The following is a 23529-nucleotide window of genomic DNA, read 5'->3' as shown; positions in this document are numbered from 1 at the left end:
ATTGATGACCTACTCTATTTTTCTGTAAAATATGTTTCTAGCTGTTCTTTTACTGCTTGTAATTGTGTAGACACTTGAGGGATGTTATAGCCAACATATAATGGTGAAACGACAAACCGTGGAACAATTTTACATATAATGTTACCATCTAAGCTATAAAAGAACATGTTATAACTATTACATCGTTTATGAAAATCGTGTAATACGTAGCGTACCGTTTTTTGAATATAATCGGCCATTAGGTCAATTTGAGTTATATTTTCTATTAGAATGTTAAACTCTGTGAACCCGATAATGGGATGAGTAGAAATATTTAGTTCGATTTCGTGTTCTTTGCTTACAACAATTCCTTTGAAGTGTTCGACTTTTATATTTTGTCGATAGTCGACCTGTTCCATACCAATAATTTGCATGTGTGCATGGTGGATTGTTCCCCCTGATAGAGGACCATGGTTTTTATATAAAATAACAGATTGGAATTTTCCGCTTTGCTCTAACGATAACCAGTGCCCGACTGAAAATCGGATAAGCTTTCGCATATGTTCTTTTGTATAGGTTGCAATATGATCATGACAATTATTAGTTTCAATAATGACTGTTTGTAATGTGTTTTGTAATGTTGGATATTTATTTTTCAGCCAAATAATTGTTTCGTCCGTTTCTAAAATATCGCTTAGTTGTGTGTGATCGCAAAATGGGCAAGTTGTTTTTTTATTTTGCATGCTGTTTGGTTTTTGTTGACTAATCTGATTTACAAAGTATAACTGTTGTTGTGTCTCCATTTTTCTCCCCCTATTTGTCATATTCCAACTAGTACATATTCGTGAAAAGGCATTTTAAATCCTTTATAGTGGAATTAGGAAAAACGGGAATATTACAGATGTAGGTACGCATGAGGAACTGATAGAGAATCATGTATATTACAAAAAAATTTTCAACAGCAATTTGCCGTGGAGCAAAACAAAGACGAGATACCCTGCTTGATTTAGGATATCTCGTCTTTACCTTTTTCGTCATCTTTTCATACATTATTAATTTCATCAACGATTGGTTTTGCATCAACTAAAATGTGAATAACGGTTTTTACAATATCTATCATGTGTTATTCCTCCTTTTATTTTTGAATTACAGCTGTCTTTTATGTATGAATATGTCTATTTACATTATTTTCAGAAAAATGACTATCCAAACGTGTTTTAGGGGAGTATAATGAAAAGGTAAGTATAAAATTCCGTACGAAAGAGGTGAAAGAGATGAATCGTTCTATAGTTATGCGCACGCAATTTTTAGATTTTATCTACATTTGTCGTGCAATTTTTCATCGTGTAGTTGCTAACGGGATACGTATGCCCTTTTTTAGCAATTTCATAACAACTATTGAACGATAGAGGTCTCTTCACCCATTTTATAGAAACGTGTGAAAAGGGAACTATGGTAGTTCCTTTTTCTATTTTGAAATGAAAGCTGTGGGTAAGGTTCTTTACTCATGGCTTTTTTACGTTGAAAGGAGTACGGAAAAGATGATGATTTGTAGTGTAAATAATATAGCGAAGACGTTTGGTGGAAATATCATATTTGAAAATATATCATTTGAAATAAAGAAAGGTGAACGTATTGGCTTAGTTGGCCGAAATGGCAGTGGGAAAACAACAATTTTTCAACTGTTAACGGGAATTGAACATGTGGATGGCGGTGCGATTCATATGAAGAAGGGTACACAGATGGGTCATGTTGCCCAAATTCCGAAGTTTACTGAAGGAATGACTGTATATGATGTATTACGTTCTGCATTTGCGAAAGAGCAAGCATTAGAAAGAAAGATGCGGGAACTTGAAGAGAAGATGGCTGTAAACGTTACGGAAAGAATAATGGCGGAGTACGGAGACATACAGGAGCAGTTTTCGTTTTTAGGTGGTTATGAAATAGAAGCAAATATGATGAAAGTGGCCAATGGACTGCAAGTGACGGAATTATTTTTACGCGATTTTAGGGAGCTAAGCGGCGGTGAACAGACGAAAGTGAGTCTTGCATATATGCTTCTTAAAAGGCCGGATTTATTGCTTCTAGACGAACCGACGAACCATTTAGATTTATTTGCAGTGGAATGGCTTGAACAATTTTTAAAGGAATACGGTGGGACAGTCGTTGTGATTTCACATGATCGTTATTTCTTGGATGAAGTCGTAACGAAGATTTTTGATTTAGAAGATGGGGAAGTACATGTATACCATACGAACTATTCACAGTTTGTAAAGGAGAAAGAAGAAAGGTTATTACAAGAGTTTCAAGCATATCAAGAGCAACAAAAGAAAGTAAAGAAAATGAAAGAAGCTATTAAAAGGCTTAGGGAGTGGGCCAATCAAGCGAATCCGCCAAACGAGGGATTGCATAAACGTGCCCGCAATATGGAACGTGCTCTAGAGCGAATGGAGAAATTGAAGAAACCAGTCTTAGAGCATAAGCAAATGGGGCTTCAGTTTGAAGGGCAGGAACGCAGCGGTAAAGACGTTTTGATTATGAAAGAAGTGGGAAAGAATTTTGATGAACGTGTTTTATTTCAAAATGTAGAATTACATGTGCGTTTTCAAGAGCGTGTTGCGATTGTGGGACGGAACGGTACAGGAAAGACAACGTTATTGAAATTATTACTACAAGAACTGAATCCAGATATAGGTGAAGTTCGCATTGGTAGCGGAGTGAGGCTCGGTTATTTGTCTCAACATATGAATGTGAACAGTAAACAAACGGTATTAGAAATGTTTAGAGAGCAGGTAGCAGTAACAGAAGGAGAAGCACGTCATATACTTGCTCGCTTTCTATTCTACGGACCAGCTGTATTTAAAACGGTGAATCAATTAAGCGGAGGTGAACGAATGCGGTTACGATTGGCCCAGCTCATGCATCAAGATATTAATTTTCTTGTACTTGATGAACCGACAAATCACCTTGATATTGAATCAAGGGAAGTATTGGAAGAAGCGCTTGAACAGTATAATGGAACGATTTTAGCTGTTTCTCATGACCGTTATTTCTTAAATAAATTGTTTCCTAAAACGTACTGGATGGATAATCAAACCGTATATGGATTTGCAGGGAATTATGCTTGGGCACGTGAAAAGTGGCAAGAAAAAAGAGAAACAGAACAACGAATCGTTGTGAAACAGGAACGAGTAGCAGCTGTGCCGAAGCCTATAAATAAGGAGATTATTGATCTGGAAGAGCAGCTTATGAATGTGGAGAAAAGCATATACGAGATAGACTGCCAAATGGCGAAAACGAAAAATGTTGCAGAGCTGGAGAAGTTGCATCATGAAAAAGAGGGAAAAGAGTTATTAAGAACAAAATTATATGAGGATTTAGAGGATAATATAGATATGAAGGATTAAAAGCTGGTGTATGCCAGCTTTTTAAATTTCTTATATATAAATTTATTTAAGTCATCGCTTTGTTGTTATATTACACGTAATCTGTTTAATTTTTAGAGGTTGATTCTTTTTTTGGAGAAAATAACCACATGAGAAATTCATAAAAAACCATTAAAAATAATGACTGTATAATATTTTCGATCCATTTAAATTGGTTATAATTGTTATAATCAAATAAAACGAGAATAATATATAAGGGAATCAATAAAATTAATAGTTTTTTAAGTTTTAGATTCATAAGGTCATTCTCCTTTAAATATTTATCACAATTTCATTTTAACATAAAACGATTTTAATTTCCTTATATTGTAATTTAAGTTTAAGATTGGTTTGTCATCGAAACATGGGGTTGGTTTATTGAAAGTGAATCACTTTCAATAAACTCTACTCCGAGTGGCGACTCCTGCGGAAAGCGTCCACTCGGAGTAGAGTGTACATCTATCTAAATGTCACCCCCGTCTTTTGATGATGAACCTTAGAATTACCATTCCAAAAAAGGAGGAGATAAAGACGGGAAAAATATGAAGTATGTATATTTTGTTTGAATACGAGGTGAAACCATGTGTTAGTATATACCCGGTTATTAATGTTTGTACTCATTTGTGTTGTGTATGCTTTGCATATTCCGCACGAAGAATTAGGGCTGCAAATATTTGTTGGTGCTGCTTGTTTTATGTATGTTGTGAATCATTGTTTGCTTATGATGTCGCATAACGGGGAGCGGCGGTTGTTTTTTATATTGTTATTGAATGGGATTGTAACAACTATCTTTGGATTTTTATTTCCAAATAACGATTTGTATTTAATCTTATTTGGTGTAGATGCGGTAACTTTATTTATTAATGTTCGCTCGAAAGTGACAGCCCGTTTTTTTATTGGATTTTTCTTTCTCTGTTGGTTTGCTATTTTAATATATTCATATCAATATTTTGGAGCGTTTGAAATTTGGGGCAATATTATTTCGTTTATGTTCGTTGTATTTAGTGCTCTTACTGGAGGGTTAATTAAAAAACTAACATTAGCTCGCCAAACTGTAGATGAACAGTATGAGAAATTGACTTCATCACATGAAGCGCTGCAAGAAGCGCATGAGCAGTTGCAACTATATGCAAAAGAGGTGGAAGAATTAACGGCAGTGAAAGAGCGAAATGAGATTGCACGTGAAATTCATGATACGGTAGGTCATAATATGACGGCGTTACTTGTTCAATTGCAGCTTGCTGAAGAATTATGGAAGCAAAAATCAAATCAGACTGAAGTAGTTTTACAAACATGCCATGAGCTAGCGAAAAAGTCGTTGCAAGAGGTGAGAGCCTCTGTGCGAACTTTGAAAGAAGAAGAGAATGTAGGGGATTTAGTCGGTAATATTAAGCAGATGTTAAATGAATTTTCGAATGTAACAAATGTGAGAACGACATTTAAATTGCATGGTGATCCTGCCATCATTCCGTTGTCATTACACCCAATTATATTGCGTATTATGCAGGAATCATTAACAAATGCCAAACGTCATGGTAAGGCAAATACATGTGAAATGAAACTATCTTGCTTGGATGGAAAGGTACACATATTCATTTCTGATGATGGAGCAGGCGTAAATGAAGTGCATCCCGGTTTTGGACTTATTAATATGAAAGAACGTGTAGAAGAACGCGGAGGAATGATTCGGTTTGAAAGTGAAAAAGATAAGGGATTTCAATTAAACGTAGAGTTCCCACTAAGAGAAAAGACGTGGGTAATAGGGGGAGCGGTATGATTCGAATTATGATTGTTGACGATCAGTCGTTAGTTCGTGATGGATTAGCGATGTTATTAAACTTACGTCCAGAACTTGAAGTAGTTGGGACTGCAAGTGATGGAGAAGATGCTGTGCAAAATGCCGAACGACTTCAGCCTGAAATCATTTTAATGGATATTCGGATGCCGCGTGCAAACGGTGTAGAAGGAACACGTTTAATAAGGGAGCGATTTCCTCATATAAAAGTACTAATGTTGACGACGTTTAATGATAGTGAACTTATTTTTGAAGCGCTTGAACAAGGGGCAAGCGGCTATTTATTAAAAGATATGGCGACAGATACAATTGTGCAAGCAATCTTGACTGTGCATGCAGGGGGAGTTGTACTCCCGCAAGATATGACCGCAGAAATTGTAAAAGAATTGAAGAGAACGAAAGTAGATAGCATTGCTGAGCAACACGCTCCAAAACAAATAGAGCAGTTAACAGAACGGGAAGTGGAAGTGTTGCGGGAATTAGGATATGGATTAAATAATAAAGAAATTGCCGAGAAGCTATTTATTACAGAAGGAACGGTAAAAAATCACGTCTCTAATATTATTAGTAAATTGGAGCTTCGCGACCGGACACAAGCAGCTATTTTTGCGGTGCGGTACGGTGTGACAGCGTACATATGACTTTTGGCATAGATAAGTATGAAAAAGCAGCAGATTATGCTGCTTTTTTATTATGTATTTTCTATCTAAAGAGAGATGGAAGGATGAGGGGATTCCTTTACAATCAGAATGAGATTACATTAAAGGGGTTGAATCGACATGTTAGTCGTAGATCATATTACAAAATCCTTTGGAAAAAAAGAAGTTGTAAAAGGTGTGTCATTTTCGATTGAAAAAGGAGAAACATTTGGATTACTTGGTCCAAATGGTGCAGGGAAATCAACAACAATTTCAATGATTTGTGGGCTCTTTCCATATGATAGCGGGGATATACGCGTTGATGGAAAGTCTGTGAAAGAGCATCCGTTGGAGACGAAACAAAAAATTGGTGTTGTTCCGCAAGATATTGCTTTATATCCGACACTTTCGGCGAAAGAGAATTTAATTTTCTGGGGGAAAATGTACGGACTTAGCGGAGCGGCAGCAAAGAAACGTGCGGATGAAGTGCTAGCATATGTTGGTTTAGAAGACCGTACGAAAGATAAGATTGAAACATTTTCAGGCGGTATGAAGCGCCGTGTAAATATTGGTGCAGCACTTATGCATGAACCTGAACTATTAATTATGGATGAACCGACAGTTGGAATTGACCCGCAATCACGAAATCATATTTTAGAAACAGTGAAAAAGTTAAATGAAAAGGGAATGACAGTTATTTATACGAGTCATTACATGGAGGAAGTCGAATATTTATGTGAGCGCATTGCGATTGTAGATCATGGAAAAGTCATTGCGCTTGGAACGAAAAGTGAACTATGTACTCGTCTTGCAGATGGTTTCATGGTGAAGCTACAGGTCAATCGTTACGATCAAGAATTATTGCAGAAATTACAAGGACTTCCTGTTGTAGAGCGTATTGTAACGGATGAGGATTCAAATACGATTGATATTGCTCTAACACATAGTGATGCAGTTGGTATGGTCGTTTCAGAGGTTGTTGGAAATCGTGTGCAAATTGCAAAGCTTGAAGTACAAGAACCAAATCTAGAAGCACTTTTTTTACAACTAACTGGTCGTTCACTTCGTGATTAAGGAGGAAAGAATATGAAAAGTTTTATTATCGCATGGAAAGATTTTAAGATACGTTTTACGGATCGGCGTGGTTTCATGATGATGTTGCTTATGCCGCTTTTATTAACAGCTATTTTAGGGTCAGCTTTAAGTGCGGTCCTAGATGAAGGTGGATTACCGAAAACAGTAATTGGATTCTATCAAGAAGATGAAGATACGTTTGCTACTATGTTTCGAACAGATGTATTGGAGGCAAAAGAAATAAAAGATGATGTGAAGGTCGAGAAAGTTTCGTCGCGAACCGACTTAGAAAAGATGTTGAAAGAGAAGAGGGTTGATGTAGGGATTATACTGCCGAAGCAGTGGAGTGAACATATACAAGAAGGAAAACTAAAAGAAGTTGAACTGCTTACTGATCCTGCCAAAGACATACAAGCAAAAATTGTCGATTCATTCATTCAGTCTTTTGCTGAACGAGCGCAAACGGTAGCTATTGCTACAAAGAGCGTAGTAACAGACCTGGCGCAATCTCAACAAGGAAATGTGCAAGAAGTAGCAAAGAATATGGGAACCGATCTACCAGCTATTGCAACTTCAAGTGAAAATGGAATTAAAACAGGCACAATTGGTAAGAAAACAGTTGTAGCTATGCAGTATTATTCTGCAGCGATGTTAGTTATGTTTCTTCTATATAACGTAACAGTTGGTGCAAAATCAATTGTAGGAGAACAAAGAACAGAAACGTTGGCAAGGTTGTTAACGACACCGACAAATTCTTATTTTATCTTGTTAGGTAAATTTTTTGGAACATTACTATTCGCGTGTATTCAATTTGGCGTATTTGTCATTGCAACTCATTATGTATTCGGTGTGAATTGGGGGGATGACATTGCACAGCTTATTGCAGTGGGAGTTTCCTATGCAATTTGTGTGTCGGGATTATCCATGCTGATTGCTGCATTTATTCGAGATGAAAAAACGGCGGATGTTATGGGAGGGATTGGTATTCAACTGTTAGCAATATTAGGCGGCTCTATGTTACCAATTTATGCATTTCCAGATGCATTGCAAAAGCTTGCTAATATTGCACCAAATAAATGGGCGCTTACGAGTTTCCTAGATATTATGTCAGGAACGTCTTGGCAGGCGTTACTACCAATTATTTTAAGTTTATCTAGTGCTGGCATCCTTTCCGTTATCATTGGAACATTACGGTTACGTACTAGATAGGAGGAGAAAGCAGTGAAAAAAATTTGGGCGATTTGTTCATTAGAGTTAAAGCAAATATTGATGAAGCCGCAAAGTTATCTTCTAATGTTAGGTATGCCAATTATTTTTACGTTAATTTTTGGTGGACTTCTAGGTGGAAGTGGTAATGATAAGGTGAAAATTATTTTGGTTGATGAAGATCAATCAAAATTGTCAGCTTCTTATTATGAATCATTAACGCATAGCGATCTTGTGAGTGTGGAAAAAGGATCATATGAAGAGGCAAAGAAGAAAATTGAAAATAAAAAGGCATCTGGTATTGTAACAATCGGGAAAGATTTTCAACGGCAAATTTTAGATGGGAAAAATAATAAAGTTCTATTTCAATCTAGTGCTGATTTTACAGGCGGTGCTTCTGTAGAGCACGTGCTACAAAATACACTAAAAAAGATGGAAGTGGAAGTAAAGGGAGCAAATGTATGGAGTCAAAATAGCGGAAAGTCTTGGGAAACAATGTACGAAACCATTCATACGAAAGCAGAGACTGTTCAAATTCACAAAGAATCTATTGTAACAGGAAAGAAAACAATTAATGGTGTATCGGCTAGAGCAGCAGGATTTTCGATTTTATTTGTAATGATTGTTATGCTCAGTAGCACAGGAACAATCTTAAAAGCGAAGCAAATGGGTGTATGGCATCGTTTGCTAGAAACACCTGTTACAAGAGCCCAAGTATTAGTTGGATATATTCTCTCATTCTTCTTAATCGGTTGGGTTCAATTTGGAGCACTTATGATATTAACGAATCTATTATTTGATGTACAGTGGGGAGATATGTTAGGGATTATTGCGCTTGTTTCGGTGCTATTACTTGCTGTCATTGGGTTAGCCTTATTGTTAGCCAGTGTTGTGAAGACCACAGAGCAACAATCGGCATTAGGAAATATCGTCATTATTTCAACTTGTATGATTAGCGGACTGTATTGGCCAATTGAAATAGAACCGGAGTTTATGCAAAAGATTGCCAACTTTGTCCCGCAAACGTGGGCAATGCGCGGTTTTACAGAATTAATTGCGAGAGGAGGAGGACTGGCAGATATAACAGGATATATTGGAGTGTTACTTCTATTTGCTGTTATCTTCTTTGCCATCGGTTTAACAAGAATACGTTATGATTGAAAAAAGAAAGCAGAATTTACAGCTCGGCACGCTGCATTCTGCTTTCTTTTTCTTGTTTCTTCATTGGTCTAAGTGAAATGATAATCGCAATCCCGAACATGAAAGTAAGCACTAAAAAGAGGACGAACGTCGGGAAGAACGGGAATAAGAGTAATGCTCCTAATATAACGAGCATTAAGCAAATATAGTTCAAGACGTGTAGGAATAACTTGTCCATATTTTCTCCCCTTTATTAAGAATCTGCTATTATTGTATGCTCGTTTTACAAAAAGTAGAATAGATTTTCATATATATAAATCCAAATTAAAAACCTGACATAAACTGCTGGTATGTATTGGTGAGGGCTAATAATCAGTGGAGGATGGAACCCCTCCGCTGATTAAAGTTTCACTTTATTACCCCTGCATTGTTTTAGGTAAAACATGTTGCCGGATGGCGTAAGCTACACCATTCTCATCATTTGTCGCTGTTACGATATTGCAGAGCTGTTTGACATCGTTTTCTGCATTGCCCATTGCAATCGACAAACCAGCTACTTCTAACATCGGTACATCATTAAAATTATCTCCAATGGCAATTGTATCTTGTAAAGGGATATGAAAGTATTTTGCCATTTCTTGTAACCCGTTGCCTTTATGCCCGTGTTTGTCCATAATTTCTAAGTTTGTTGGAGCAGATGCTGTCACCATTACTGCTGCATCTTTTTCTAATGATTGTAGTAATTGTGTACGATTATCTTTATTGAATGTAAGGATAAAGAATTTGGAAATTTCAATAGTTGAATCAGATATTACATCTTCGATACTTTGGAATGTTGTAATTAAGTTAGCCTTTAGCTGTTTTTCAGTAATTCGCTCAATTTCTTCAATTGTAATGTCAAGAGACTCTTTGTTTAGTTGAAAAGATTTCGTAACTTGTTCTTTCCAATTATATGGTGCATACACACCCTTGTTTGTATAGAGTTTATACGGAAACTCCTCCGCTTCGAGCTGCTTGGCAATTTCATATACTTTATCTTTTTTTAAAGTACGTGAGTGAATGACCTTTCCATCAGCGTATACTACTGCGCCATTACTAGCCCCAAGTGGAAGGGATAATTGGTATTGCTCAAGTAGTTTTAAAATATCTTCTTTAGCTCTACCGGAACAAATCATAACGATGTGTCCTGCTTCTTCAGCATTTCTGATTGCTTTTAAATTTTCATTGGAGATTTCTAGATTGGATGATAACAGTGTGCCATCCATATCAAGTGCGATTAATTTCAAAGTGATCACCTCTTCGTTTTCCATCATACTAAATTGCGCAGTATATCGAAACTGTTACACATATATAGATGCAAATTGAAAAACTAACACAAAAACCCTTTTCTTTTTCGGTGGGCGAGGGAAACTGGCCATGCGTAGTGAAAACCAGAGATAGCAAGCGAGTAAAGTTCCCTTTTTCTCTGCATAACAGCAATCTATATGTCGAAAAATTAAAGTGGATTTCTAGATTGGAAGGAAATAATAGTATTATTATAGATTCCTAAAAAAATTTGTAATAAATTTATAGAGCTATTGCTTAAATAAAATAGTTATGTTACATTAGTGTTACAAACATTACAGTTATTGTTTTAATGTGACGTTAAGTTAAAAACTATGAATAGACTGTTTCTTGAAGATGACATAAATTTTTAATTACATATAAATATTTATAAAAAAAGGAGAATGAGAACAATGGAAAATAAAGAAGTATTACAACTAACAAAAACAGATTTACTAGGATCAGCAGGAGCGGCAGCGGCATTAACGGCACTAATCGTATTTCTATCAAGTGTTTTAGTGTAATTTGTAAAAACCGAGCGGAATATATACATCTTATTAAAAGGAGAATGAGAGCAATGGAAAATAAAGAAGTATTACAACTAACAAAAACGGACTTATTAGGATCAGCGGGGGTAGCAACAGCGTTAACAGCATTAATCGTATTTCTTGCAAGTGCGTTAGTATAATTCAAAGTAATTTTGTATAGGAAGTAGAGCGGAAAACTATTACAAAATGCAAGGTACATATAGAAATCTATTAAAGGGAGAATAAAGAAGTATTACAATTAACAAAAACGGACTTATTAGGATCAGCAGGAGTAGCAATGGGTTTAACAGCACTAATTATGTTTCTATCAAGTGCTTTAGTATAATTTAATTAGATAAATTTGAACGTGAAAGACAAGAGGGACTTCGAAAAAAGAAGTTCCTTTTTTTATTTCGCTATTATATAAATGCAAATTAAAAAAATGGCATAAAACCCTTTTCTTTTAGGTGGACGAGAGCATATGACCATGGATAGAAGTAAAACAAAGGGAGAAAGAGAGTACCTGGTCATTAGGTTTATAGGGTAAGGGAAACGCTATTTTGGATGGGATAGATAGAAAAAAGTCGAATTTTCTATGTGAAAAAAAGGAAGGTATTTGACAGAAAAGATAGAAAATTTAAAATTGATAAAATAAATTGTAGTGCAATTTTTTTCTTGCAATAGGAAGCGTTTACGGTTTTAGGGAAAGGTATTAGAAATTTATATTGTAGGGGGATGAAGAAGTTATGAAACAAAAGTCTATGGATACTTTAGCAGCACAGATGGAGGATTTTTTCCCAGTACGTGATGTTGATCATCTTGAATTTTATGTCGGTAATGCAAAACAAACAAGTTATTACCTTGCGAGAGCATTTGGGTTTAGCATAGCTGCATATTCTGGTTTAGAGACAGGAAATCGCGATAAAGTATCTTACGTACTTGTACAAAAAAATATGCGTTTTGTAGTGTCGGGTGCTTTAAATACAAATAGCCGCATTGCCGAGTTTGTAAAACAGCACGGTGATGGTGTAAAAGATGTGGCACTTCTAGTAGAAGATGTAGAGAAAGCGTACGCAGAAGCTGTAAAGCGTGGTGCCGTTGCAATTGCTCCGCCAGAAGTGCTGTCTGATGAACACGGAACGCTTAAAAAAGCGGTCATTGGCACATACGGCGATACAATTCATACACTTGTAGAAAGAAAAAATTATAAAGGTGCGTTTATGCCAGGATATGAACCACTTGAATCTATTGTTCCATTTGAAGAAACAGGTTTAGTTGCTGTTGATCATGTTGTTGGAAATGTAGAAAAAATGGAAGAATGGGTAAGTTATTATGAAAATGTAATGGGCTTTAAGCAAATGATTCATTTTGACGATGATGATATCAGTACAGAGTATTCGGCATTAATGTCGAAAGTAATGACGAATGGAAGCCGTATTAAGTTTCCAATCAATGAACCAGCAGAAGGGAAAAGAAAATCACAAATTCAGGAATATTTAGAGTTCTATAACGGAGCAGGTGTACAACACCTCGCGTTATTAACGAATGATATTGTGAAAACTGTTTCCGCATTGCGTACAAATGGTGTTGAATTTTTAGATACGCCAGATACGTATTATGAAGAGTTAACAGCACGTGTTGGTCAAATTGATGAAGAGATTGAAAAATTAAAAGAGCTAAAAATTCTTGTGGATCGTGATGATGAAGGATACTTATTACAAATTTTCACGAAGCCAATTGTAGATCGTCCAACTTTATTTATTGAGATTATTCAGCGTAAAGGATCAAGAGGATTTGGTGAAGGGAATTTTAAAGCATTATTCGAATCGATTGAAAGAGAACAGGCGCGTCGCGGCAATCTGTAAAGTGAAAATTCTACTGTCTGTTAGAGCGGGATAATGGTTAGGAGAGATGCTCCTTCCTCCCGCGCTTTACTTTTTAAGCGAGGAGAGAAAATGATGAAGTTTATTACATTTCGTCTTCCTTCACAAGAAATGCGAGCTGGCTGGCTTGAAGGTGACAAAGTTATTGATATGCATACAGCAAGCCATGGGGCACTTCCGTCCACAATGATTTCTTTTTTAGAGAAATCCGATAAATATATGGAAATCATCAGTAAGATTGGTACGCCAGAGAGAGGGATTTATCATATTACGGATGTAGAGCTTTGTGCACCTTTACCAAATCCGGGAAGTATCCGTGATTTTTATGCGTTTGAACAGCATGTGAAGACAGCGCGTGGCAACCGTGGTTTGGATATTGTTCCAGAGTGGTATGATATTCCTGTTTTCTATTTTACGAATCATCGCGCTGTTATCGGACCGGAAGAAGTTATTGTTTGTCCAGGCGCAACGAAGAAACTTGATTATGAATTAGAGATTGCTTGTGTCATTGGCAAAGAAGGTAAAAATATTTCGCGCGAGCAAGCGCATGAATATATTTTCGGATATTGTATTATGAATGATTGGAGCGCTAGAGATTTACAAGCGCATGAAATGAAGGTCGGACTTGGACCGGCAAAAGGAAAGGATTTTGCTACATCGCTTGGGCCGTATATTGTGACGAAAGATGAGTTAGATATATATCGAAATGAGGATCGTTACAATTTAGAAATGACAGCTTATATTAATGGTGAACAATGGTCAAAAGGTAAATTTCAAGATATTTATTATACGTTTGCTGAAATGATAGAACGAGCATCTCAAGATGTTACGTTGTATCCAGGGGATGTACTTGGTTCTGGTACGGTTGGAAGCGGCTGTATTTTAGAACTTGGAACAGAGAGATGGCTGAAAGATGGCGATGTGGTAGAGTTGAAAATTACTAGTTTAGGAACATTGCGTAATACGGTAAAAGCAGAAAAGGAAGCGGGGGATGAACATGTATTATCGTCGCATGGGGGAACTTCCTCGTAAACGACATATACAGTTTCGTAAACAAGACGGAACGCTCTATCGTGAGCAAGTTATGGGGACGAAAGGTTTTTCTGGTACGCAATCTATTTTGTATCACCACTACATGCCAACAGAAGTTGGGCATGCTTCTTTAGCACGGTCTTGTCGTGCGCAGTACGAAGAAGATGTGGCGTTAGCGCATCGTCATTTTCGGACGAAAGAATATAGAAAAATAGGAGATGCCGTGAACGGAAGGAATTTTCTATTAGGAAATGAAGACTTACTAATTGGGGTTGTAAACGGGGCGGAAAAAATGGACTATTTTTATCGTAATGGCGATGGAGATGAAATGCTATTTGTTCATTATGGATCTGGAAAAATCGAGACAATGTTCGGTGCGATTCATTACCGAAAAGGAGATTATATTATACTTCCAATCGGTACGATTTACCGTGTAATCCCTGAAGCGGGAGAATCAAAATTTCTCGTTGTTGAAGCAAATAGTCAAATTACAACACCTCGTAATTACCGCAATGAGTACGGACAATTGTTAGAACATAGTCCGTTTTGTGAGCGTGATATCCGTGGGCCAGAGACGTTGGAAACGTACGATGAAAAAGGTGAATTTGTTGTAATGACAAAATCTAGAGGATATATGCATAAACATGTTTTGCAACATCATCCTTTAGATGTTGTTGGATGGGATGGACATTTATATCCATGGGTATTTAATATTGAGGATTTTGAGCCAATTACAGGACGTATTCATCAGCCGCCGCCAGTACACCAAACGTTTGAGGGACATAACTTTGTTGTTTGCTCATTCGTTCCGCGTCTATATGATTATCATCCAGAAGCAATACCGGCACCATATTATCATAGTAATGTAAATAGTGATGAGGTGCTCTATTATGTAGAAGGTAATTTTATGAGCAGAAAAGGGGTAGAGGAAGGGTCTATTACGCTTCATCCAAGCGGTATTCCACATGGACCACACCCTGGGAAAACAGAGGCTAGTCTTGGTAAAAAAGAAACAATTGAACTAGCGGTTATGATTGATACATTCCGGCCACTGCGCGTTATAAAAGATGCGCATGATATGGAAGATGAGCAATACATGTATAGCTGGCTAGAACAAGGCACATATACCGTATAAGATGTAAAGAACAACAAGCACACTCATTTGATGGGTGTGCTTGTGTTCATAAAGGAATCGACTTATATAAAATACCAAAAATATTTGTAAAATGATATAAAAATATAGAAATATAAACCATTATTATGATTTTCATTTTGCTTTACTTAATAATACAATAACGAACCGCACTACTTTAGATCGTGAAAAATAGTGGTGGAAGGACAAACTTCTCATTAAGTTATTGACGAAAAAAGGTGAAATAAGTAAAATGAGTGTAAATATTAAAATTTTCAGAAAATTATAAATGTTGAGGTGCTGAGTATGAAGCAAATCTTTCAAAAAAAGCCGATTACACAATTGTTGCAAGAGGGAAATCAGAAGAAATTAGATCGAACATTAGGAGCGTTAGATTTAACGATGTTAGGGGTAGGGGCAATTGTTGGGACAGGTATTTTCGTCTTGACTGGGGTAGTTGCTGCGAAACATTCTGGACCTGCCATTATTTTATCTTTTGCATTAGCCGCGCTAGCTTGTGCCTTTGCTGCCTTTTGCTATGCAGAATTTGCTTCTAGCGTACCGGTATCTGGTAGTGTATATACATATACATACGCAACGATGGGAGAAGTGTTTGCCTTTTTAATTGGATGGGATTTAATGCTTGAGTACTTATTAGCGACATCAGCTGTTGCTAATGGATGGTCCGCTTACTTTCAGTCTTTATTAAAGGGGTTTGGAATTCAAATTCCAACAATTTTAGCTTCTGCTCCTGGGGCAGGAAAAGGTGGAATTATCGATTTGCCAGCTGTTTGTATTATTTTAATTATGACGATCCTTTTATCACGAGGTGTTCGTGAAAGTGCTCGTGTAAATAATATTATGGTATTTATTAAATTAACCGTTGTACTATTGTTCATCTTCGCTGGGTTTAAGTATGTAAAACCAGAAAACTGGACACCATTCATGCCGTTTGGTTTCGATGGCGTAATGGTAGGTGCAGCGACGGTATTTTTTGCTTTTATTGGTTTTGATGCTGTTTCAACAGCGGCGGAAGAAGTAAAACGTCCGCAGCGTGATTTACCGATTGGTATTATAGCATCGTTATTAATTTGTACCGTTTTGTACATTGCTGTTTCGCTTATTTTAACAGGTATTGTACCGTATGGACAATTAAATATATCAGATCCAGTAGCATTTGCACTTCAATTTATTGGACAAGATGGTTTAGCAGGTATTATTTCAGTAGGTGCGATTACAGGGATTACAACTGTTATGTTAGTTATGATGTATGGTCAAGTCCGAGTGTCGTATGCAATGAGTCGTGACGGTTTATTACCGAACCGTTTTGCGAAAGTACATCCCAAGTTTAAAACACCGTTTTTAAATACATGGATAACAGGGATTGTAGCAGCGCTTATTTCAGGACTTGTTGACTTAAGTGTGTTAGCTCACCTTGTAAATATCGGAACTCTATCTGCGTTCGCACTTGTAGCAGTTGCGGTTATTGTAATGCGCAAAACACATCCGGATTTACCTCGTGCATTTAAAGTGCCGCTTGTGCCAGTTTTACCAGCATTAACAGTGATTTTCTGTTTATATTTAATGCTTCAATTACCGGCAATTACATGGAAAAGTTTTGGGATTTGGATGGTAATTGGAATAGCAGTCTATTTCTTATATAGCAGAAAGAATAGTGCATTACACAAAGAATCTGATGATGAAAAAACAGTTAATCTATAAAGTTGAAAGCCGTTCCTAGAAAAAGGACGGCTTTTGTTTTTGAAAATTTACATTTTTCGAAAAATGATATAAGATGAAAATTGGTCGATAAAGTGAAGGTTTCGCTGGATTATTGAACCGATTGGGCGCTTACTGCCTAAAAGGGGGGGAGAATATGAAGAAAACATGGCAAGAATTAAAGCAAATGGATCGTAATGTTTGGATTCGATTTATTGGCGAAACGTTAAATGGAATTGCGATGATGATGTTAATGCCATTTTTTGCATTATATTTAAAAGATAAAGTAGATTCGTTGCTACAAGTAGGAATTATTATGGCATTGTCTCCAATTGCGGCAAGTTTTGGTTCTCTTATAGGTGGCCGAATTGCCGATATTTATGGAAGGAAGCCAATTATGATATTTTCAATGGCTAGCAATGCAATTTTAATGCTAGGGTTCTTATTTATAGATGGATTTATACCATATGCTATTCTATCCATTTGTTTAGGGCTTAGTAATTCGTTGTTCCACCCAGCAGCTTCTGCGATGGTAGCTGATGTAACAGAACCTGAAAAGCGAACAGAAGCATACGGTTTGCTGCGGATGGGGCATAATATCGGAGCAGCAATTGGACCAATTCTAGGTGCTTCAGTTGCGGTGCTTTCCAAAAATGTCATTTTTATGATTGCGTCATCTTCTATGCTCTTCTATGCATTACTCGTTTTACTACTTATTCAAGAAACAATGCCAAAAGATGCAATAACACAGATGAATAAGGAAGAGGAGACGAAACAATCTGTATGGAAAGTTGTGTTGCAAGATAAAATTTTACTGATTTATTTATTAGCTGGAATTGTTATTTCAATGGGATTTTCGCAAACAGAAGGTATGCTTCCTCTTCATTTTGACAATGAACTGAAAGGGATCTTTGGAATGAATAATCCGTATCCTTATTTAATGGCTATGAATGGACTTTTGGTGGTTTTGTTTCAATTTCAAATTTCGAAATGGGCGACAGATAAACCGGTAGGAAAAACGATGCTATATGGTGCTTGGTTATTTGGAATCGGTCTTCTTGCAATCGGATGGCTTCCGAAATGGTTTGGCGGAATGGGGGCAAGTGCTACTGTAGTTCTTGTTACGCTATTAATTGTATATGCGATTTATACATTGGGAGAAATGATTATGTCTCCTGTCCAAATGACGTTCGTAGCAAATTTAGCACCAGAGCATTTGCGAGGTACATATATGGGAGCGGCTAGCTTACAATGGATTACAGGTAATGCGTTTGGTCCGCTACTTGGAGGTTTTTTACTCGATCGTTTGTTAGGTCACGTTTTATTTACGATTTTAGGGATCGGATGTGTGATAGCGGGACTTGTTTACATATCATTAGATCGACTTGTAGAGCAAAAACAAAAAGATAACATGGTAAAGCAAACGTCATAAAGTGAAACTTTAATCAGTTGGGAGTATTACTGCCCATGAATAGCCGGATGAAGTTTTCATCATACACAAATAACTTCTTTTTCTCATATTATTAGGTATATAACTAGAAAAATTATTATGTCGATGCGGCTATCTCACTATTTGTGGACAGTTTCGCCTTTTACGAAAATAGGAACTATCTATTTTCGTAAAAAGTGCTACAATAGAAAAATGAAAACAAACGATTAGGGTGATTTCATTATGAAAATTAAATTAGGTTTATTATATGGTGGGAAATCAGCGGAGCATCAAGTTTCTTTACAAACGGCTCTTGCTGTTAGTAAAGCGTTAGATCAAGAAAAATTTGAGGTTCATCCAATTTATATTACTGAACAAGGACAATGGATTCGCGGTGAGCGTATTGAAGGTGAAATAAACAGCGTTCAAGCGTTGCGATTGAACGGAGAAGAGAACGCGATTTCTCCTGTGTCATTAAGTTCAGAGATTATCCCGATGTCAGCTTCTGATAAAGAGAATGCACTCGATGTAATCTTTCCGTTATTACATGGACCAAATGGTGAAGATGGAACCGTACAAGGTTTGTTAGAACTTATAAATATTCCATATGTAGGGAACGGTGTATTAGCATCAGCTGCAGGTATGGATAAAGTTATTATGAAAAATATTTTTGCGGAAGCGGGCTTACCGCAAGCAAAATATGTTTCGTTCATTCGCAGTGCTTGGGAGAAAAATCGCACAGAAGCGTATGAAAAAGTGGAAGAAACATTAGGCTATCCATGTTTCGTGAAACCAGCAAATCTTGGCTCGAGCGTTGGAATTAATAAATGTAAAAATTGTGCTGAGTTAGAGAGCGCATTTGAAGAAGCGTTCCAATTCGATCGTAAAATCATCGTAGAAGAGAATATTGTTGGTCGTGAAGTGGAAGTTGGTGTATTAGGAAATGATGAACCAAAATGTTCGGTTGTAGGTGAAATCGTAGCTAAAAAAGAATTCTATGATTATAAATCAAAATACATTGATGGCGATACGGCGATGGTTATTCCTGCTGAAGTTAAGGAAGCGGAATATGAGAAGATTAAAGAGTATGCGATTCGTGCATTTCAGTCTTTAGACGGTGCGGGATTAACGCGAGCAGATTTCTTCTTAACGAAAGATGGTGATGTATTTATTAATGAAGTAAATACAATGCCAGGATTCACGCCGTTTAGTATGTTCCCTCTGTTATGGGAAAATACAGGATTGGCCTATCCAGAGCTTATTCAAGAGTTAGTGCGCTTAGCGATTGAACGTCATGAAGAAAAACAAAAAATTAAATATACAATCTAACAAGAAAGGAGAAGCACTATTCAAATGAATAGTGTTTCTTCCTTGTAAGGAGTGTTTTGTATGATACAACGAACAGCGAAGCAAGTTGAGAAAATGGTATGTGGAACTTTAGCAGAGCAGTGGCATGATATAGCGATAAAAGGTGTTTCCATTGATACAAGAAAGATTGAACAAGGGAATTTATATGTTCCTATTCAAGGAGAACGTTTTGATGGTCATACTTTTGCGAGGGAAGCGATCGAAAATGGTGCTGTTGCAACACTATGGAAAAAAGGTGTGGCCAACCCGCCAGAAAATATACCAGTTATTTTTGTGGAAGACACATTACAAGCATTACAAACATTAGCGAAAACCTATCGTGATCAGTTAAATGTGAAGGTTGTTGGTGTAACAGGGAGTAACGGAAAAACATCAACGAAAGATATTGTAACAAGCTTGCTTGGAGCAAAATTTAAAGTGCAAAAAACAGAAGGGAATTTCAATAACCATATTGGACTTCCGTTGACCATTTTAAATTTAGAAGAAGATACAGAAATAGCTGTATTAGAAATGGGTATGTCGAGTCGTGGTGAAATTGAATTTTTGTCAAAGCTTGCTCGTCCTGATGCAGCGATTATTACAAATATCGGAGAAGCGCATTTAATGGATTTAGGCTCTCGTGATGCAATTGCTGAAGCGAAGTTAGAAATTGTGACAGGTTTACAAGATAATGGCGTATTTGTTTATAACGGAGATGAGCCATTGTTGACTACACGTGTACCAGGCATGAATTTACCAGCAAAGACAATTACATTCGGTGATGCAAGAGCAAATGATTACTACCCAGTTTCTGTGAAATTGGAAGCAACAGGTACGCAATTTAAAATGAATCAAGCGCAGGATGTAGTATTTTATTTGCCCGTTCTTGGGAAACATAATGTATATAACGCATTAGCATCAATGGCGGTTGCTGAGTTCTTTGGCGTAACATGGGAAGAAATGAAACAAGGTTTAGTAAATTTAAAAATGACAGGCATGCGTATGGAAGTTGTAAAGACGGATGCTGGGTTAACAATAATTAATGATGCATATAACGCGAGTCCGACAGCGATGGAAGCAGCGTTCCATTTAATGAATGAATTAAATGGATTTTCTAAAAAAATTTTCGTTCTTGGCGATATGTTGGAGCTTGGTGACCAAGAAGTGCAATTTCATTATGAAGTTGGAAAACTAATTGATCCAGCTCGTATTGCATATGTGTTTACGTACGGTACGCTCGGGGAACAAATGGCAGAAGGCGCAAAAATTAATTTTCCTAATGAACGAGTAAAGGCGTATAACAATAAAGAAGAACTCGTTAAAGATTTAAAAGAAGTCATTGATGTGAAAGACGTTGTATTAGTAAAAGCATCTCGTGGCATGAAGTTAGAGGAAATTATTACGATGATAAAGTAATAGGGCTTTGTTGCCTTTGCATACGGTTTACTCTATTAGTTGATTACTGGAACCCCTTACAATCAAGGGATTCAAAATCTAGGATGAAGATGGAAAAGTTCATGTATAAAATATGGGGAGAGTTGGGTTTGCTTTTTACACATACAAAACATATAATTGATAGGGTGTAATAACGTTGTAGAGTATTTTTGTGATAAATGTAGGCCCGTTTATATATGTGAACATAAGGGAAAGGGCATTTTCCACGAACACGGAAAATGTCTTTTTTGAATGAATAGCTAGGATGATTACTCCTGCCATTTAAATATAATTGCTTGAAGTTGGGGCTTTACTGCCCAAGAATAGCGGGATAAATTTGTCTCGGGACTACTTTTGTCTAGCTTTACGTTTGGATGTTTAAAGTGCGTATACTTGTTACATTCATTTTTCAAAAGCTAGTTTTATTATAATTGTCAGGCGATCTTGCGCTGATAACGCATTTTGTCTGAAGAAGACTTAGCCCAACCTTACTTGGATATCCTGTGAATATGAAAAGAAGGAATAATCTGGGCTATTTTAGATAGAAAAGGAGAAGTAAAATTGACAACATTTCGAGAGTTAGGATTAAGCAATTCTTTGTTACAGTCTGTGGAAAGCATGGGGTTTGAAGAGGCAACACCAATTCAGGCAGAAACAATTCCAGTAGCCTTACAAGGTGTAGACATCATTGGTCAAGCTCAAACGGGTACAGGGAAAACAGCTGCATTTGGATTACCACTATTAGAAAAAGTAAATACACGCCAAGATACAGTTCAAGGTATCGTTATCGCGCCAACTCGTGAATTAGCAATTCAAGTAGGTGAAGAGTTATACAAAATTGGTCAACATAAGCGTGTGCGCATTTTACCAATCTATGGTGGTCAAGATATTAACCGTCAAATTCGTGCGTTGAAAAAAGGTCCACACATTATTGTTGGTACACCAGGACGTATTTTAGATCATATTAAACGTAAAACACTTCGTCTGCAAAACGTAGAGACAGTTGTTCTTGATGAAGCAGATGAAATGTTAAATATGGGCTTCATTGAAGATATTGAAGCGATTTTAACAGATGTGCCTGAAACACACCAAACATTATTATTCTCAGCAACAATGCCGGATCCAATCCGTCGCATTGCGGAACGCTTCATGAGCGAACCTAAACATATTAAGGTTAAAGCGAAAGAAGTAACTATGCCAAACATTCAGCAGTTCTATGTAGAAGTGCAAGAGAAAAAGAAATTTGACGTGTTAACACGTTTATTAGATATTCAATCTCCAGAGCTTGCAATCGTATTCGGTCGTACAAAGCGCCGTGTTGATGAATTATCAGAAGCATTAAACTTACGTGGCTATGCAGCGGAAGGAATTCATGGTGATTTAACACAAGCGAAGCGTCTTTCTGTATTACGTAAATTTAAAGAAGGTTCAATCGAAGTTCTTGTTGCGACAGATGTAGCAGCACGTGGACTTGATATTTCAGGTGTAACACACGTATATAACTTTGATATCCCACAAGATCCTGAATCATACGTACACCGTATTGGTCGTACAGGTCGTGCAGGTAAAACAGGTCTTGCGATGCTGTTTGTAACACCGCGTGAAACAGGACAATTAAAGAATATTGAGCGTACAACAAAACGTAAAATGGATCGTATGAATCCACCAACATTAGATGAAGCTTTAGAAGGACAACAACGTTTGATTGCTGAAAAACTTCAAAGTACAATCGAAAGTGAAAACTTATCATACTACAAACGTATTGCGGAAGAGCTATTAGAAGAGCATGATTCTGTAGCGGTTGTAGCAGCTGCTTTAAAAATGATGACAAAAGAGCCGGATGCAACGCCAGTTTCTTTAACGTCAGAACCGCCGGTAGTTTCAAAAGATCGTTCTAGAAAGAGAAACGGCAGCGGAAACGGCAACGGAAGAGGTGGTTATCGTGATGGTAACCGCGAAGGTAACCGTAATCGTGAAGGTGGCCGTAACCGTGATGGTAACCGTAATCGTGGTGGTCGTAAAGGAGAAGGTCAAGGACGCGAAGGTCGCGATGGTCGTTCTGGAGCTCCTAGAGGGCGCGGCGGAGAAAGAAAGCATACAGGCCGTAAACCACAATCTAACTAAATATATACAAAAAAGACAGTCTTTTTCGAAAGAGGCCACTGAAAAAGTCTTCATAGAAAAAACGAAAGCTTCCTCGATGAAATCGAGGAAGCTTTCGTTTTTTTCATGTATAATAGTTGTAATAATTCTAGGTGGTGTCTCGGATGATTTCAAAACAACAATCTCTTAACCTTAGCCCATTCATGGCGATTTACGATATCGTCATACCAAAAGATAATATGCTCCGTCAATTTAATGAAATGGTAGATTTTTCTTTTGTTTTAGAGGAACTGAAAAGTAAATATTGTCTCGATAATGGCCGCAACGCAGTGCCGCCCGTTCG

The 23529-nt window shown here is 37.0% G+C and carries 20 protein-coding genes and 2 pseudogenes; 19 read left to right on the top strand and 3 right to left on the bottom strand.

The window, feature by feature from the left end; all coding sequences use genetic code 11:
- Positions 1–14: 14 nt before the first annotated feature.
- Complete coding sequence (locus H280_RS0108765; protein ID WP_020060750.1) at positions 15–782, bottom strand: DUF4931 domain-containing protein; 768 nt, start codon at positions 780–782, stop codon at positions 15–17.
- A gap of 471 nt (positions 783–1253) precedes the next feature.
- Between H280_RS0108765 and H280_RS26825 the strand changes: the two genes are divergently transcribed.
- The 7 genes from H280_RS26825 to H280_RS0108730 all read left to right on the top strand — a co-directional run bounded on the left by H280_RS26825 (position 1254) and on the right by H280_RS0108730 (position 9278).
- Positions 1254–1388: an RAxF-45 family protein gene (locus H280_RS26825; RefSeq protein WP_331271145.1), complete on the top strand. Its 135-nt coding sequence runs from the start codon at positions 1254–1256 to the stop codon at positions 1386–1388.
- A 132-nt stretch (positions 1389–1520) separates the two neighbouring features.
- Positions 1521–3386 carry a ribosomal protection-like ABC-F family protein gene (gene abc-f, locus H280_RS0108760; protein ID WP_020060749.1) on the top strand — a complete coding sequence of 622 codons (1866 nt, stop codon included), beginning with the start codon at positions 1521–1523 and terminating at the stop codon, positions 3384–3386.
- A gap of 601 nt (positions 3387–3987) precedes the next feature.
- Complete coding sequence (locus H280_RS0108750) at positions 3988–5181, top strand: sensor histidine kinase (protein ID WP_020060747.1); 1194 nt, start codon at positions 3988–3990, stop codon at positions 5179–5181.
- Positions 5178–5840, top strand: coding sequence for a response regulator (locus tag H280_RS0108745; protein WP_020060746.1), 663 nt, complete (start codon positions 5178–5180; stop codon positions 5838–5840). The genes H280_RS0108750 and H280_RS0108745 overlap by 4 nt, the downstream gene beginning before the upstream one ends.
- A 138-nt stretch (positions 5841–5978) precedes the next feature.
- Positions 5979–6911 carry an ABC transporter ATP-binding protein gene (locus H280_RS0108740; protein ID WP_020060745.1) on the top strand — a complete coding sequence of 311 codons (933 nt, stop codon included), beginning with the start codon at positions 5979–5981 and terminating at the stop codon, positions 6909–6911.
- A gap of 12 nt (positions 6912–6923) precedes the next feature.
- On the top strand, positions 6924–8120 hold the full coding sequence (locus H280_RS0108735) for an ABC transporter permease (protein ID WP_020060744.1): 1197 nt from the start codon (positions 6924–6926) through the stop codon (positions 8118–8120).
- A gap of 12 nt (positions 8121–8132) precedes the next feature.
- A complete protein-coding gene (locus tag H280_RS0108730) occupies positions 8133–9278 on the top strand; it encodes an ABC transporter permease (RefSeq protein ID WP_020060743.1) in 1146 nt (381 codons plus the stop codon).
- Positions 9279–9294: 16 nt separating this feature from the next.
- On the opposite strand, the gene H280_RS0108725 is transcribed toward H280_RS0108730, so the two are convergent.
- A complete protein-coding gene (locus H280_RS0108725) occupies positions 9295–9495 on the bottom strand; it encodes a hypothetical protein (protein ID WP_020060742.1) in 201 nt (66 codons plus the stop codon).
- A gap of 178 nt (positions 9496–9673) precedes the next feature.
- Positions 9674–10570 (bottom strand): Cof-type HAD-IIB family hydrolase, encoded by an 897-nt coding sequence (locus H280_RS0108720; RefSeq protein WP_081625639.1) that lies wholly within the window; start codon positions 10568–10570, stop codon positions 9674–9676.
- Between the two features lie 423 nt (positions 10571–10993).
- Between H280_RS0108720 and H280_RS0108715 the strand changes: the two genes are divergently transcribed.
- The 12 genes and pseudogenes from H280_RS0108715 to H280_RS25675 form a co-directional block, all read left to right on the top strand.
- Entirely contained in the window at positions 10994–11104 is a 111-nt protein-coding gene (locus H280_RS0108715) for a DUF3948 family protein (protein WP_020060740.1), read from the top strand.
- Between the two features lie 53 nt (positions 11105–11157).
- Positions 11158–11268, top strand: coding sequence for a DUF3948 family protein (locus H280_RS0108710; protein WP_020060739.1), 111 nt, complete (start codon positions 11158–11160; stop codon positions 11266–11268).
- A gap of 92 nt (positions 11269–11360) precedes the next feature.
- A pseudogene (locus tag H280_RS24920) lies at positions 11361–11453 on the top strand (DUF3948 family protein); the annotation flags it as partial.
- A 400-nt stretch (positions 11454–11853) separates the two neighbouring features.
- Positions 11854–12972 (top strand): 4-hydroxyphenylpyruvate dioxygenase, encoded by a 1119-nt coding sequence (gene hppD / locus H280_RS0108705; RefSeq protein WP_020060738.1) that lies wholly within the window; start codon positions 11854–11856, stop codon positions 12970–12972.
- A gap of 93 nt (positions 12973–13065) precedes the next feature.
- On the top strand, positions 13066–14022 hold the full coding sequence (locus H280_RS0108700) for a fumarylacetoacetate hydrolase family protein (protein WP_020060737.1): 957 nt from the start codon (positions 13066–13068) through the stop codon (positions 14020–14022).
- Positions 13988–15157 (top strand): homogentisate 1,2-dioxygenase, encoded by a 1170-nt coding sequence (locus tag H280_RS0108695; protein ID WP_020060736.1) that lies wholly within the window; start codon positions 13988–13990, stop codon positions 15155–15157. Before H280_RS0108700 ends, H280_RS0108695 begins: the two co-directional genes overlap by 35 nt.
- Before the next feature lie 303 nt (positions 15158–15460).
- Positions 15461–16876 (top strand): amino acid permease, encoded by a 1416-nt coding sequence (locus H280_RS0108690; RefSeq protein WP_020060735.1) that lies wholly within the window; start codon positions 15461–15463, stop codon positions 16874–16876.
- Between the two features lie 154 nt (positions 16877–17030).
- On the top strand, positions 17031–18305 hold the full coding sequence (locus H280_RS0108685; protein WP_020060734.1) for an MDR family MFS transporter: 1275 nt from the start codon (positions 17031–17033) through the stop codon (positions 18303–18305).
- A gap of 237 nt (positions 18306–18542) precedes the next feature.
- A complete protein-coding gene (locus tag H280_RS0108680) occupies positions 18543–19631 on the top strand; it encodes a D-alanine--D-alanine ligase (protein ID WP_028411169.1) in 1089 nt (362 codons plus the stop codon).
- Positions 19632–19691: 60 nt separating this feature from the next.
- Positions 19692–21065, top strand: a complete 1374-nt coding sequence (locus H280_RS0108675) for a UDP-N-acetylmuramoyl-tripeptide--D-alanyl-D-alanine ligase (protein ID WP_020060732.1) — start codon at positions 19692–19694, stop codon at positions 21063–21065.
- A gap of 579 nt (positions 21066–21644) precedes the next feature.
- Complete coding sequence (locus H280_RS0108670; protein ID WP_020060731.1) at positions 21645–23207, top strand: DEAD/DEAH box helicase; 1563 nt, start codon at positions 21645–21647, stop codon at positions 23205–23207.
- A gap of 143 nt (positions 23208–23350) precedes the next feature.
- A pseudogene (locus tag H280_RS25675) lies at positions 23351–23529 on the top strand (IS5/IS1182 family transposase); the annotation flags it as partial.

It is taken from the genome of Bacillus sp. 123MFChir2 (assembly GCF_000383235.1).
Taxonomy (GTDB): Bacteria; Bacillota; Bacilli; order Bacillales; family Bacillaceae_G; genus Bacillus_A.
Note: the sequence above shows the minus strand (reverse complement) of the source record. Positions and strands in the feature narration are given on the sequence as shown.

What these genes read in the sequence shown, in the direction of transcription:
- H280_RS0108700 (WP_020060737.1), top strand. Translation starts at nt 13,066, where the DNA reads ATGAAGTTTATTACATTTCGTCTTCCTTCACAAGAAATGCGAGCTGGC.
- abc-f (WP_020060749.1), top strand. Translation starts at nt 1,521, where the DNA reads ATGATGATTTGTAGTGTAAATAATATAGCGAAGACGTTTGGTGGAAAT.
- H280_RS0108735 (WP_020060744.1), top strand. Translation starts at nt 6,924, where the DNA reads ATGAAAAGTTTTATTATCGCATGGAAAGATTTTAAGATACGTTTTACG.
- H280_RS0108715 (WP_020060740.1), top strand. Translation starts at nt 10,994, where the DNA reads ATGGAAAATAAAGAAGTATTACAACTAACAAAAACAGATTTACTAGGA.
- H280_RS0108765 (WP_020060750.1), bottom strand. Translation starts at nt 782, where the DNA reads ATGGAGACACAACAACAGTTATACTTTGTAAATCAGATTAGTCAACAA.
- H280_RS0108745 (WP_020060746.1), top strand. Translation starts at nt 5,178, where the DNA reads ATGATTCGAATTATGATTGTTGACGATCAGTCGTTAGTTCGTGATGGA.
- H280_RS0108740 (WP_020060745.1), top strand. Translation starts at nt 5,979, where the DNA reads ATGTTAGTCGTAGATCATATTACAAAATCCTTTGGAAAAAAAGAAGTT.
- hppD (WP_020060738.1), top strand. Translation starts at nt 11,854, where the DNA reads ATGAAACAAAAGTCTATGGATACTTTAGCAGCACAGATGGAGGATTTT.
- H280_RS0108690 (WP_020060735.1), top strand. Translation starts at nt 15,461, where the DNA reads ATGAAGCAAATCTTTCAAAAAAAGCCGATTACACAATTGTTGCAAGAG.
- H280_RS0108695 (WP_020060736.1), top strand. Translation starts at nt 13,988, where the DNA reads ATGTATTATCGTCGCATGGGGGAACTTCCTCGTAAACGACATATACAG.
- H280_RS0108720 (WP_081625639.1), bottom strand. Translation starts at nt 10,570, where the DNA reads ATGATGGAAAACGAAGAGGTGATCACTTTGAAATTAATCGCACTTGAT.
- H280_RS0108710 (WP_020060739.1), top strand. Translation starts at nt 11,158, where the DNA reads ATGGAAAATAAAGAAGTATTACAACTAACAAAAACGGACTTATTAGGA.
- H280_RS0108725 (WP_020060742.1), bottom strand. Translation starts at nt 9,495, where the DNA reads ATGGACAAGTTATTCCTACACGTCTTGAACTATATTTGCTTAATGCTC.
- H280_RS0108685 (WP_020060734.1), top strand. Translation starts at nt 17,031, where the DNA reads ATGAAGAAAACATGGCAAGAATTAAAGCAAATGGATCGTAATGTTTGG.
- H280_RS0108675 (WP_020060732.1), top strand. Translation starts at nt 19,692, where the DNA reads ATGATACAACGAACAGCGAAGCAAGTTGAGAAAATGGTATGTGGAACT.
- H280_RS26825 (WP_331271145.1), top strand. Translation starts at nt 1,254, where the DNA reads ATGAATCGTTCTATAGTTATGCGCACGCAATTTTTAGATTTTATCTAC.